The sequence below is a fragment of the Streptomyces sp. NPDC021012 genome (assembly GCF_044333355.1).
Taxonomy (GTDB): Bacteria; Actinomycetota; Actinomycetes; order Streptomycetales; family Streptomycetaceae; genus Streptomyces.
Genome location: NZ_JBIRQU010000002.1, coordinates 311,373 through 323,681 on the forward strand (window position 1 = coordinate 311,373; position 12,309 = coordinate 323,681).

Sequence of the window (12,309 nt, forward strand, 5' to 3'; positions counted from 1 at the left end):
ACCTCCCCCTGCGTCCGTGTTCTCTCCGGTCGCGGGCCTCTTGGACCCACGGAGAAAAAGTAACGCAGAGTGACGACAGTCGCACGACCTGTGGACAACCGCCTGTGGGCAACCGCCCCGGCAGCGGTGTCAGAGCACGCCGCCGCCCGGGATCCCCGGCTGCCGGGCCGCCACGCCGAGGTGCTCTCCGACGCGGTTGACCAGCAGCGTCATCTCGTACGCCACCTGGCCGACGTCCGCCTCCGCCGCGCTCAGGACGCACAGGCAGCTGCCTTCTCCCGCCGCCGTCACGAAGAGCAGCGCGTCGTCGAACTCCACCATCGTCTGCCGTGCCCGGCCCGCCCGGAAGTGCCGGCCCGAGCCCCGCGCCAGGCTGTGCAGGCCCGAGGAGACGGCCGCCAGGTGCTCGGCGTCCTCGCGGACGAGTCCGCTGCTCGCGCCCGTCACCAGACCGTCGTTCGACAGCACCAGCGCGTGCCGTATGTATCCGACCCGCTGCGTCAGGTCGTCCAGGAGCCAGTCCAGTTCCTTGTCCAACGCCATCAGCGATCCTCCCCCTTGTACCGATGCGTCCCTCTCGGCCCGGACCCTGGTGGTCCGCGAAGCCTCGTGGTGCGTACCGTCGTGGTCCGCGTATCGCCGCAAGCCTTACGCACTGTCGTGAACAGGGCAAGCACTCCACCACGCCCGCGCGTGCCGCGGGCCCTCGCCGACCCTCAGCCGACCGTGTCCAGGAGCCGGGCGGTGTGCATCCGGCCGGCGTGCTCGACGAGGCGGATCAGCACCTCCTTCCCCGAATCGCGGTCGCGCGCGTCGCACAGCACGACGGGCGTGCCGCGGTCCAGGTCGAGGGCCCGGGACACGTCGTGCGCCCCGTACGTGCGCGCGCCCGTGAAGCAGTTGACCGCGACCACGAACGGGATCTTCCGGTGTTCGAAGTAGTCGACCGCGGGGAAGCAGTCCTCCAGGCGCCGGGTGTCGGCGAGGACGACGGCCCCGAGGGCGCCCTGCGACAGTTCGTCCCAGAGGAACCAGAACCGGTCCTGGCCGGGCGTGCCGAACAGGTAGAGGGAGAGCCCTGAGCGGATCGTGATGCGGCCGAAGTCCATCGCGACGGTCGTGGTGGTCTTCTGGTCGACTCCCCCGGTGTCGTCGACGAGTTCGCCTGCCTTGCTGAGCTGTTCCTCGGTGCGCAGGGGCCGGATCTCGCTGACGGCGCCGACGAGGGTGGTCTTGCCCACGCCGAATCCGCCGGCGACCAGGATCTTCAGGGCGAGGGCGGAGGTGTCCGGTTCGTCGCCGGCGCCGGTGCTCTCAGAGCGCTCGTAGGCCATCGATTACTTCCCTCAGGATTCTTTCGTCGGGGAGCTGTGCGGGCGGTACGGGCCGGCTGACCCGTACGAAGCCCGATTCGAGGAGGTCGCCGAGGAGGACCCGGACGACGCCGACGGGCAGGTCGGCGTCGGCGGCGAGTTCGGCCACCGACTGGGTCTCGGCCCGGCACAGGCCGAGCAGGGAGCGGTGTTCGGGGCCGAGGAGCGCCTCCTCGGCCGGTCCGGGCGGTTCGTCGTCCACGACGACGAGGGCGATGAGGTCGAACCGCACGTTGCTGGGACCCGGTTTGGTCCGTCCCCCGGTCATCGCGTACGGGCGTACGAGCGGTCCCGCTTCGGCGTCGTACCACTGACTGCCCGGCGCGGACGGGCCGTCGCCGGTGCTGTCGTCGTTCATGGGCTTCTCCGGGTCAGCCGGCGGCCGGCGGGGTCGCCGTGAGCCGCGGCGGGGTGTGCAGGTGCTCGCCCACGCGCTTGACGAGGCGGGCCATCTCGTAGGCGATGAGGCCGATGTCGGCGCTCACGGAGCTGAGGACGGCGAGGCAGGAGCCGTCTCCGGCCGCGGCGACGAAGAGGAAGCCGTCGTCCATCTCGACCATCGTCTGGCGGACTCCGCCGGTGTGGAACTGGCGTCCGGCCCCCTTGGCGAGGCTGTGGAAGCCGGAGGCGATGGCGGCCAGGTGCTCGGCGTCCTCGCGGCTGAGTCCGCTGGAGGAGCCCACGGCGAGGCCGTCGTTGGAGAGCACCACGGTGTGGCGGACCTCCCGGACCCGCATGACGAGGTCGTCGAGGAGCCAGTCCAGTTCGCCGGACCGGTGGTGCGAGATCCGCTCGTGGTCGATCATGCGTCGTCTCCTTCGGAGCGAGGGTCGAGGGGGGCTGTGCCGTGGCCGGGGTCGGTTCCGAAGCCGGTGCCGAGGGGGCGTCTGGTGCCGGGGGCGGCGCCACCGCCGCGCTGCCAGCCGTCCCGGTACGCCGCCATGCGGTCCCTGACCTGTTCCGGGGTCCGCGTGTCCGTGCCGGGTGCGACGGGCACGGACACCGGTGCCGGGTCCGGTGCCTCGCGCAGCTGCGGGACGAGGCTCGCCTGCCGTACGCGGCGGGGCAGTTCGCCCTCGGAGTCACCGTGCCCGGTCCGGTCGTCGGGTGCGGCGGGCGGCTCCTCCCGCGAAGGCGTCGGTACGGAGGGACCGCGGCGGCGCAGTTCGGTGACTCCCGCGGCGGCGGATCCCGGCCCGGCACCCAGCGGTCCCGGCCCGGCTCCGGGCTCCGGGCCGGCTCCTGACGGCCCTTCCGGTCGTGCCGCGAGCGCGGGCACGGCGGTCGGGCGCGCCAGGGGCTGCGGGCGGGGGGCCGGAGGCGACTGCGGCGGGGCCGGGGGGCGCGTTCCGCCCGTCTGCTGGGGGACGAACCCGGGCCGTGCTCCGGCCGGCGGCGGTGGGGCGGTCCGGCGGCCGGACGCGACGGGCGAGGTCGGTCCGCCGGGGAGCGCGGGGCCCGGCGGGGCGGGCGGCGGGACCTGGGGGTGGCCGAAGCGGCGGGCCTCGGCGCGGTGCGCCTCCTCGCGCTCCCGCGCGGCGCGCGCGGGGTCGGTGCCCGGCGCCTCGCCGGGCCGCCCGCTGCCCGTTCCCGGTCCGCCCTGGGCGCGCGTACGGGGGTTCCCCGCGCGCGGGGTTCCGGCGGGGGGCGTGTCGGGGCCGCCCGCCAGGTCGCCGCGGCCGGGTGGGAGCGCGCCCTGGAGCAGGTCGGTCGGGAGCAGGACGACGGCGGTCGTCCCGCCGTAGGGGGAGGTCCGCAGGTGGACCTTGATGTCGTGGCGGGAGGAGAGGCGGTTGACCACGAAGAGGCCGAGCCGGTCGCTGTCGAAGAGGTCGAGGGCCTCGGACCGGTCGATGCGGGCGTTGGCCTCGGCGAGGGTCTCCTTGCCCATGCCGAGTCCCCGGTCCTCGATCTCCAGGGCGTAGCCGTTGCCGACGGGTTCGCCGCTGACCCGCACCTTGGTGTGGGGCGGGGAGAACTGGGTGGCGTTCTCGATGAGTTCGGCCAGGAGGTGGGTGAGGTCGGCGACGGCTCCGCCGACGACGGCCGTCTCGGGCAGTCGGCGCACCTCCACGCGCGCGTAGTCCTCGATCTCGGAGACGGCGGCGCGGACGACGTTGGTGAGGGGGACGGGCATGCGCCAGGCGCGGCCGGGGGCGGCTCCGGAGAGGATGATCAGGCTCTCCGCGTGGCGCCGCATGCGGGTGGTGAGGTGGTCGAGCCGGAAGAGGTCGCCGAGCTCGTTGGGGTCGTCGGCGCGTCGCTCCATGCTGTCCAGGAGGTTGAGCTGGCGGTGGACGAGGACCTGGCTGCGGCGGGCGAGGTTGACGAAGACCCCGGAGATGCCGCTGGCGAGTTCGGCGCGTTCGACGGCGGCGGAGAGCGCGGCGCGGTGGACGGTGGTGAGGGCCTCGCCGACCTGTCCGATCTCGTCCTGGGAGACGGGTCCGGGCGGGGCTTCGGCCTGGACGTCGATCTCCTCGCCCGCGCGGAGCCGGCGCATGGCGGCGGGGAGTTTGCGGCGGGCGATGCCGAGGGCGGTGTTGCGGAGGCTGACGAGTTCGACGACGAGGCCGCGGCCGATGCGTACGGAGATGGCGAGCGAGGCGGCGACGGCCGCGAGGCCGAGGACGACCGCCGCGCCGCCCGCAGTGAGGGCGCCGCCGGCGAAGGGGTCGGTGCGGTCGGCGGCGGCCACGCGCGCGTGGGTCTCGATCGCGGTGAGTCCGGCGCGTACGGCGGCGAAGGTGCCGTCCCACTCGGTGGAGGTGACCGCCTGGGCGGCGGGGCGGCCGGGGGCGGCGGCGCCGACCCGGTCCTCCGCGCGCGTGAGCCGGGCGTGGTCCCCGCCGGTGGAGAGCCGGGCCCACTCGGCGCGTTCGGCGGCGGGCAGGTCGGCGGTGGCCGAGGCGGTGAGGGTACGCCGGGTCTCGACGGCCCCGGAGAACTCGCGGAGCCGGTCCGCGGTGAGCCGACCGGTGAGGTGGGCGGAGCCCAGGAGGGCGTCCTCGCGGGACAGCATCTCGCCAGCCCGGCCGAATTCGAGGAGTACGCGCGCGTCGGACCCCTGCTCGGCGTTCTGGATGCCGGTGAGGGCGCCGCCGACGGCGAAGGCGGCGGAGATGGTGTCCGTGTACTCCGCGTACACCTGGTCCCAGTCGGCGCGTCCGTCGGCCGCGGCCGTACGGAGCCGGGCGAGGCCCTCGACCCTGCCGACGAAGGCGCCGACCCGGCCGGCGACGTCGCCGGGCAGGTCTCCGGTGTCGCCGACGGTGTGCGTGCCGTCCAGGCGGAGGCGGTCGACGGCCTCGTCCGTCCGGCGGATCCGGTCCTTGAGCTCGGCCGCCCGGGCGGCTCCGGGCGCCGCGACCTGCCGTACGGCGGCGCGCCGTTCGTCCTGGAGGGCGGTGAGGGCCACCGTCACGGGCATGCGGATCTCGGCGTCGACGCGCTGGAGCCGGCGGAGTCCGGCGACGTCCTGCGCGGTGGTGACGGTGGCGAAGCCCCAGAGGGCGAGGAGCGAGACGACCGGGACCATCAGGAGCGAGACGATCTTGGCGCGGACGGTGCGCGGCCGCAGTCCCTGGAGCGCGGGACGGAACCGGCGCGCGTCGGACGCCTGCGACCCGGCGGATCCCTCGGGCCGCCGTACGGCGGCCTCCTCGTGGCCCGGGGGCGGGGAGGCCTCGGGGGTCCGCTCCCCGGGCTCGTCGGCGGGCGGGCCCGCGTGTGCGCGCCGCCCGCGCGCGGCCGCCGGTGGCGGCGCGGCCGCCTCGGCGTCCTTGGTCTTGCGGGGAGTTCGCATGGCCTCCTCGTTCCGGCTGTGTCTGTCTCTGGTGCGGGGTGCGTCAGTGCGTCGGGGGTCAGGGCATGGGCGCATGCACCGCCTCCGCGGTGCGGAAGCCGGGCGGTGCGACGTCGACCGCGTGTTCGTCCGGTTCGGTGAGGCGTCCGGCGGAGGCGTACGCGGCGCGTTCCCCGGCCGTCGGGGAGAGGGCGACGAAGGCGGAGGTGATGAAGAGGTACGAGCCGAGGCCGACGGCGAGCGGGAAGATGAACTGCATGAGCGACGCTCCCGGGAGGGGGGCGCTGGAGGGAACGACCTCGACCCGCACGGCGAACATGCCGGTGTAGTGCATGCTGCTGACGGCCGCGCCCATCACCAGCGAGGCGACGGCCACGGCCGCGGGCCGGTGGATGTTGAGCGCCGCCCAGAGCGCGGCCGTGGCGGCGACGACGGCGATCAGCACCGAGAGCCCGACGAACAGCGGGTCGTACCGCACCTGGCCGTGCAGTCGGAGGGCGGCCATGCCCAGGTAGTGCATGCACGCCACGCCGATGCCCGTGGTCAGTCCGCCGATCAGGAGCGACCGGACCCGGTCGCGTCCGTGGCCGACGACGAAGACGCCGATGCCGACGACGGCCATCGCGCCGACGAGGCTGAGGAGGGTGAGCGGAACGTCGTACCGGATGTCGGTGCCCGTCACCCCGAATCCGAGCATCGCGACGAAGTGCATCGTCCAGATGCCGGTGCCGATCGCGGAGGCGGCGGTGAGCAGCCAGTTGCGCCGCGACCGGCCGGTCGCGTCGAGCGCTCGTACGGTGCAGCGCAGCCCGAGGGCGGCGCCGATGCAGGCCATCGCGTACGACAGCACGGGTGTCAGCCAGCCGAAGGCGGCGTGGTCCAGGTGTCCCATGGCTCAGGGACGCTAGTGCGCATCGGGGGGCGCACCGGGGGCGCATTTCGAAAGCTGCTGGAATATGACAGAGAGATGGTCCCGAACGATCAGGCCCGACTCGAACGTGCACACAGAAGGTTCACCCCTCCGTGTGAGGAATCGTGCGCGATCATGAGTTCATGAGCGATGACCCCACACGTGTCCGAGAGTTCTTCGGCGCCCGCGCCGCCGACTGGGACAGCCGGTTCCCCGACGACGGCCCCGCGTACGCCGCCGCCGTGAGCGAGCTCGGCCTGCGCCCCGGCGACGCCGTGCTCGACGCCGGCTGTGGGACCGGCCGCGCGCTTCCCCCGCTCCGTACCGCCGTCGGCCCCTCCGGCACGGTGCTCGGGGCCGACCTCACCCCCGAGATGCTCGACCGGGCCGTCGCCGCCGGACGCGGCGGCGCCGCCGGCGGGACGCTGCTGCTCGCCGATGTCGGCCGACTGCCGGTGCGCGACGGCGCGCTCGACGCCGTCTTCGGGGCGGGGCTCGTCTCGCACCTCGCGGAGCCCCTCGCCGGCCTGCGGGAACTCGCCCGGGTCGTACGGCCCGGGGGCCGCCTCGCGCTGTTCCACCCGATCGGCCGGGCCGCCCTCGCGGCCCGCCACGGCCGGCAGATCACACCGGACGACCTGCGCGCCGAGCCCCGGCTCCGCCCCCTGCTCGCCGAGGCCGGCTGGCGGCTCGTCAGCTACGTCGACGAGGACGCGCGCTACCTGGCCCTCGCCGTCCGCGAGGGCTGAAGCGGGCCCCGGGGCCGGACATCGGGTGCCGGGGACAGCTGTCGGACCCCGGGCCCTGATGTGGCAGAGTCGGGGCGGGGTGGGTGGTCGGGCCCTGAGGGCCCCCGGGAGGGGAGCAGCGGGTGGCACGGGTGGTGGACGGCCGGTTCGAGCTGGTGGCGCGGCTCGGCGGGGGCGGAATGGGGACCGTGTGGCGGGCCAGGGACCTGGCCCTGCACCGGGAGGTGGCGCTCAAGGAGGTCCGTCCGCCGGACCCGGGGCTCGCCGAGTACGACCCCGAGGCCGCCCGGGAGCTCCGCGTCCGGGTGCTGCGCGAGGCGAGGGCACTCGCGCGCGTGGCGCACCCCCAGGTGGTGACCATCCATCACATCGTGGACGGCGGGGAGGGCACGTACCCCTGGCTCGTGATGGAACTGGTCGACGGCGGTTCGCTCCAGGACCGGCTCGACCGCGGCACCCTCACGCCCGGCGAGGCGGCCGCGCTGGGGCGCGGGATCCTCTCGGGCCTGCGGGCCGCTCACGCGGCGGGCATCCAGCACCGGGACATCAAGCCCGCGAACGTCCTGCTCCGGCCGGACGGCCGGCCGGTCCTCACCGACTTCGGCATCGCGGCCGTCCACGGCGCGACCGCCCTGACCGCGGCCGGCTCCATCATCGGCACGCCCGACTACATGGCGCCCGAGCGCGTCAGCGGCGAGGAGGGCGGGCCGGCCGCCGACCTCTGGTCGCTGGCGATGACGCTGTACGTCGCCGTGGAGGGCCGCCATCCGCTGCGGCGCGCCAACACGCTCGCCACCCTCGCCGCCGTGCTCGGCGAGGACGTCCCGCCGCCCCACCGGGCGGGGCCGCTGGCACGGGCGCTGACGGAGGTGCTCGTACGGGACCCGGAGGCACGCCCGGACGGCGAGACGCTGGACCGGCTGCTCGCCGCGGCGGAGTCCGGACGTCCCGGGGGAACCGCCGGCGCGGCCGCCGAGCCGGGAGACGGGGCGAGAAGCGAGGCGAGAGACGGGGCAACGGACGAGACGCCCATCCCACCCGATGCCGCCACCTCCTACCGCCTCGCACCCCCGGCCCCGTCCGCTCCGCGGAAGCGCCGCGGCGCGGTGTACGCGGGCGCCGCGGCAGTGGTGGCCCTGAGCGGCGTACTCGTCTGGAGCCTCCTGCCCGACAGCGGCGGCGGTTCGGACGAGGACCGCACCGCGGGACGGAGCGGCGGCCGGCCGGGCGGGGCCGCCACCTCGACGGGCACGGCCGCGAAACCCGGTTCCGGCATCACCATCGGGATCAAGTTCGACCAGCCCGGCCTGGGTCTGAAGCAACCGGACGGCACGTACACGGGTCTCGACGTGGACGTGGCGACGTACATCGCCGGCTCGCTCGGGTACAAGCCCGCCGACGTGACCTGGAAGCAGGTCTCCGGCGCGCTCCGGGAGTCGGCCCTCACCCATGGCGACGTCGACCTCGTCGTGGCGACGTACGCGATCAACGACAAGCGGAAGAAGCAGGTCGACTTCGCCGGCCCCTACCTCGTGGCCCATCAGGACGTCCTGCTGCCGGAGGACTCCCCCGTCGTCAAACCGGCCGACCTCAACGACCGGAAGGTCTGCGCGGCCACCGGCACCACCTCCGCGCTCACCATCCCGACGCTGATCGCACCGCGGGCCCGGGTCCAGACGTACGACACCTACAGGCAGTGCATCGTGGCGCTGAACGCGGGCCTGGTCGACGCCATCACCACCGACGACGCGCTGCTCGCCGGATACGCGGCGCAGGAGGGCCCCCAGGGCGGGTTCAAGCTCGCGGGCTTCCGCCTCACCGAGGAGCGCTACGGCGTCGGCCTCCGCAAGGGCAGCCCCCTTCGGGCGCGGGTCCAGACGGCGATCACACGGATGATCACCGACGGTTCCTGGGACAGGGCCGTCGAGAAGAACCTCCCCCTTCTGCACGCGGACCGGCCCCCGATCACCGACTGAGGCCGCCGGAAACGCGGCAGCGGGCTCGTCACGGATGCCAACGCACCCTTCTTTACCGGCACTTCACTGTCTACCGTGGAGGTGCCGGGCAGTCGCGCCCGGGAAAGGCGGCGGGCCGTGGCACGAGTTCCGGACAGACTGCGCAGACTCCTCCCCTCCGGCCGGAAGACACCCGAGGCCGCCGTGCCGGCGCCACCGCGCCCCCGGCAGGGGCACAACCTCTTCGAGGCGGCCGCCGAGTACGTGGCCGCCTGCGCCGAGGACGACCCGGCCCGCGCGGAGGAGGCGGCGAGCCGGGTCTCGCCCGGCATGCTCACCTTCGGCATCAACGAACTGGCCTGCCGCGCCCTGCTCACCCTCGCCCGGGAACGCGGCCAGTCCCCGAGGACCGTGGCCCGGTCCCTGCTCGGCCTGCGGGACCCCTCGCCGGTCCGGCAGGCCGGTGACGCCTGACGGACGCGCCGCGAAGTCACGAGGTTCCCTCGCGGAGACCCTCGACGCGCGGGTTACCCACTGGTTAAGGTGCGCCGACGACCAGATGGGGAGGATGCCGTGGCCGGTACGGACCCGATCGCCGAGGCCGATGCCGACGCGCTCCTTGTGCTGACCGCGGCACTGCTGACGCCCGGGCGCTTCCCCGGCGTGCTCGGCGACGACTACCCGGCCGCCTGCGCCGCTCTGGGCCTGCTGCCGTACGCCGAGGGGTACGGGCTCGTGTTCGGCCAGGACGGGCACGGGGCCCGCTGGACGGTCGTCGTCGACGACGTGTCGCTCGTCGCGGTGGCCATCTCCTCCTGGGACTGCGGCATGGCCTACGACCTCTCCCCCGACGAGAACTCGGTGGTGGCCGGGCTGCCGGGCTGGCCGCTGGCCGTGGCGACCGCCGCCCCCGGCGTCCCGGCCCCCCACGACCCGGAGCCCGAGGAGGGCGATCCGGCGCCGCTGGCACCGCCCTCCGGCGAGGAGTGGGGCCCGGCGCAGCGACGCCTCGGCGCCGACGAGGTGGCGCTCCATTGGGCCACCTGGCGGGCCCGGTTCGACGAGGAGGACGACGCGGAGGGCGGGCCGGCGACGGCCCCGGGGGCGGACAGCCGGACGTCCCCCCGCGCCGAGGCGCCTCCTCGGGCCCAGGACCAGGCCCCCGGCCCGTCCGCCGGCGTCAGGAAGGCCCTGGACGAGTTGCGCGGCTATCTGGAGGAGCCCCCGCCGGTGGGCCGGGTGCGTTCGTCCTCCGGGACGCTGCGCGCCGACGGCCCCGGCTGGTCGCTCGTCGCCAGGCCGGACGACATGGCGTTCCTCCTCCTCGACGACTTCCCGCGCAGGGTGCTGCCCGTGACCCGGGGACCGCGACTGCCCGCCCTCCTCGCAGCGCTCGACGCGATGGCCGTACGCCCCTCCTGAGGGCCCGGCCGTTTCACCCCGTCTCCCCTCCCCATAGGGCGACCGCCCACGGTGTGGTTCCGCACCATGGCCCGGCGGTGGCGGTGCCCCGCACGATGTGCGCCGCACCTCATTCCCGTCGTCCCACCGGAGGCCCGTCATGCGCCTGTTCCCAGGCGTCCCCCTGCTCGCCGCGCTCCTCACCGGGGTCACCGTCCTCGCTCCGGCGGGCCCCGCCGGGGCGCAGGTTCCGGCCGCCGCGCACTGCGCCCGTCAGGACCGGGTCGACGTGCCCGGCGCCGAGCGTCAGCAGTCCGCCTGCCTGGACGACCTGACGACCGGCGCGCTCGCCGGCACCCCGTACACCGACATAGCGGACCAGGCCGGCCTCGCCGCCAAGGCGACCCGCAACCCCTCGGGGGTGCCGGGCATCCAGATCGACGGCTACTTCCCCGACGACTCCCGCCTCAACACCACCCACGGCTGGGCCCATGACGCCCAGTTCGTCATCCGGCTGCCCGACCACTGGAACGGCGGGCTCGTCGTCACCGGCGCGCCGGGCTCCCGGCGCCAGTACTCCACGGACGCGCTGATCTCCGACCAGGTGCTCGCCCGGGGCTTCGCCTACGCCGCCACCGACAAGGGCAACACCGGCCCGGACTTCTTCACCGACGGGAAGGAGCCGGGCGACGCGGTCGCCGAGTGGAACCGCCGGGTGACCGAGCTGACCCGGGCCGCCAGGAAGGTCGTGCGGCAGCGCTACGGCCACGCACCGGAGCACACGTACATGACCGGCATCTCCAACGGCGGCTACCTCACGCGCTGGCAGCTGGAGAACCGGCCCGAGCTGTACGACGGCGGGGTCGACTGGGAGGGCGTGCTGTGGACGACACGCGGCCCGAACCTCCTGACGAGCCTGCCCGTGACGGTGGCCAGGACCCAGGGACTCGCCACCGACGAGGACCTGATCGCGGCGGGCTTCGCGCCCGGTTCGCGCTTCCTGTGGCCGTACCACGAGAAGGCCTACTGGGGTCTGACGCAGAAGCTCTTCCGGGCCGAGTTCGACCCCTCGTACGACCCGGCCTGCCCCGGCTCCACGGCCGGCGGGACCGTGGAGCAGATCTTCGCGCCCTGTGCCTCGGACGCGGTCTACGACTACGCCTCCCGGCCGGCGTCCGTGCACCGCGCGGTCGCGAAGGTCGCGCTCACCGGGCGGATCGGCAAGCCGCTCATCACGCTCCACGGCGACCTCGACACCCTGCTGCCGATCGCCACGGACTCCCACGTGTACGCGCGGATGATCGACGCGCGGGGCCGGGGCGGTCTGCACCGCTTCTACACGGTGCAGGACGGGACCCACACGGACGGCCTCTACGACGCGTATCCGGACCGGCTGCGGCCGATCCTGCCGTGCTACCGCTCCGCGTTCGACGCCCTGACGCGCTGGGTCGAGGAGGGCACGGCGCCGCCCGCGGACCGCACGATCGCGCGGCCCGCGGGCGGTGACGTGGTCAACTCCTGCGCTCTGTAGGCCCTTCGGGTGGTCAGACCCGCTCCAGCGGGCGGTGCGGCCCGGCCGGCAGTTCGGCCCGGACCGGGTCGCCGGGCCGCACCTCCCCGCCGGTGAGCACGACGCCCATGATGCCCGCCTTGCGCACGATCTCGCCGTTCTCGTCGCGGCCGACGACCTGCTTGAGCAGGCCGTGCCGGAAGTCGTCGATCTGGGCGCAGGGGTTGCGCAGCCCGGTGACCTCGACGACGGCCTCCGCGCCGAGGCGCAGGAGGGTGCCGGTGGGCAGGGCGAGGAGGTCGATGCCCCGGGTCGTGACGTTCTCGCCGAGGTCGCCGGGGGCGACCTCGAACCCGGCGCCGGCGACGTCGTCGAAGAGCTCGGCCTGGATGAGGTGGACCTGCCGCAGATTGGGCTGGGTGGGGTCCTGCGCGACGCGGGACCGGTGCTTGACCGTCACGCCCGCGTGGACGTCGCCCTCCACGCCGAGCCCGGCGAGGAGGGTGATGCTCTCCCTGTTGGGCTTGGTGAACGAGTACGTGCCGTTGCTGCTGACCGTGGTCACGGTAGCGCCGCTCATGGTGGGAGCTCCCCTTCTCTGCCGGT

Annotated in this window: 12 protein-coding genes; 5 read left to right on the plus strand and 7 right to left on the minus strand. The window is 74.6% G+C overall.

Annotated features, from left to right (window positions below):
• Positions 1–129 precede the first annotated feature (129 nt).
• From ACH4TP_RS06775 to ACH4TP_RS06800, 6 genes are all read right to left on the minus strand, one after another.
• Complete coding sequence (locus ACH4TP_RS06775) at positions 130–543, minus strand: roadblock/LC7 domain-containing protein (protein WP_388862042.1); 414 nt, start codon at positions 541–543, stop codon at positions 130–132.
• A 173-nt stretch (positions 544–716) separates the two neighbouring features.
• Positions 717–1,334 (minus strand): GTP-binding protein, encoded by a 618-nt coding sequence (locus ACH4TP_RS06780; RefSeq protein ID WP_398436148.1) that lies wholly within the window; start codon positions 1,332–1,334, stop codon positions 717–719.
• Positions 1,315–1,731 (minus strand): DUF742 domain-containing protein, encoded by a 417-nt coding sequence (locus tag ACH4TP_RS06785; RefSeq protein ID WP_398179805.1) that lies wholly within the window; start codon positions 1,729–1,731, stop codon positions 1,315–1,317. The genes ACH4TP_RS06780 and ACH4TP_RS06785 overlap by 20 nt, the downstream gene beginning before the upstream one ends.
• A 13-nt stretch (positions 1,732–1,744) precedes the next feature.
• Positions 1,745–2,179 carry a roadblock/LC7 domain-containing protein gene (locus tag ACH4TP_RS06790; RefSeq protein ID WP_389234019.1) on the minus strand — a complete coding sequence of 145 codons (435 nt, stop codon included), beginning with the start codon at positions 2,177–2,179 and terminating at the stop codon, positions 1,745–1,747.
• Complete coding sequence (locus tag ACH4TP_RS06795) at positions 2,176–5,178, minus strand: nitrate- and nitrite sensing domain-containing protein (RefSeq protein WP_398436151.1); 3,003 nt, start codon at positions 5,176–5,178, stop codon at positions 2,176–2,178. The genes ACH4TP_RS06790 and ACH4TP_RS06795 overlap by 4 nt, the downstream gene beginning before the upstream one ends.
• A gap of 58 nt (positions 5,179–5,236) precedes the next feature.
• The gene (locus ACH4TP_RS06800) at positions 5,237–6,070 is read right to left on the minus strand and encodes an MHYT domain-containing protein (protein WP_398179799.1); all 834 of its coding nucleotides are present in this window, start codon (positions 6,068–6,070) and stop codon (positions 5,237–5,239) included.
• A 161-nt stretch (positions 6,071–6,231) separates the two neighbouring features.
• Here ACH4TP_RS06800 and ACH4TP_RS06805 point away from each other — a divergent pair, with 161 nt between their 5' ends.
• The 5 genes from ACH4TP_RS06805 (at position 6,232) to ACH4TP_RS06825 (ending at position 11,724) form a co-directional block, all read left to right on the plus strand.
• Complete coding sequence (locus tag ACH4TP_RS06805; protein WP_398436154.1) at positions 6,232–6,837, plus strand: class I SAM-dependent methyltransferase; 606 nt, start codon at positions 6,232–6,234, stop codon at positions 6,835–6,837.
• A 179-nt stretch (positions 6,838–7,016) separates the two neighbouring features.
• Positions 7,017–8,813, plus strand: a complete 1,797-nt coding sequence (locus tag ACH4TP_RS06810) for a bifunctional serine/threonine-protein kinase/glutamate ABC transporter substrate-binding protein (RefSeq protein ID WP_398436852.1) — start codon at positions 7,017–7,019, stop codon at positions 8,811–8,813.
• 117 nt (positions 8,814–8,930) lie between these two features.
• Entirely contained in the window at positions 8,931–9,266 is a 336-nt protein-coding gene (locus tag ACH4TP_RS06815; protein ID WP_398436155.1) for a hypothetical protein, read from the plus strand.
• Between the two features lie 99 nt (positions 9,267–9,365).
• Positions 9,366–10,214, plus strand: coding sequence for a hypothetical protein (locus ACH4TP_RS06820; protein WP_389234004.1), 849 nt, complete (start codon positions 9,366–9,368; stop codon positions 10,212–10,214).
• A 139-nt stretch (positions 10,215–10,353) separates the two neighbouring features.
• The gene (locus tag ACH4TP_RS06825) at positions 10,354–11,724 is read left to right on the plus strand and encodes a tannase/feruloyl esterase family alpha/beta hydrolase (protein WP_398436157.1); all 1,371 of its coding nucleotides are present in this window, start codon (positions 10,354–10,356) and stop codon (positions 11,722–11,724) included.
• Between the two features lie 13 nt (positions 11,725–11,737).
• Here the strand turns inward: ACH4TP_RS06825 and ACH4TP_RS06830 are convergent, their stop codons facing one another.
• Positions 11,738–12,283 carry an MOSC domain-containing protein gene (locus tag ACH4TP_RS06830; protein WP_398436159.1) on the minus strand — a complete coding sequence of 182 codons (546 nt, stop codon included), beginning with the start codon at positions 12,281–12,283 and terminating at the stop codon, positions 11,738–11,740.
• Between the last annotated feature and the right edge of the window lie 26 nt (positions 12,284–12,309).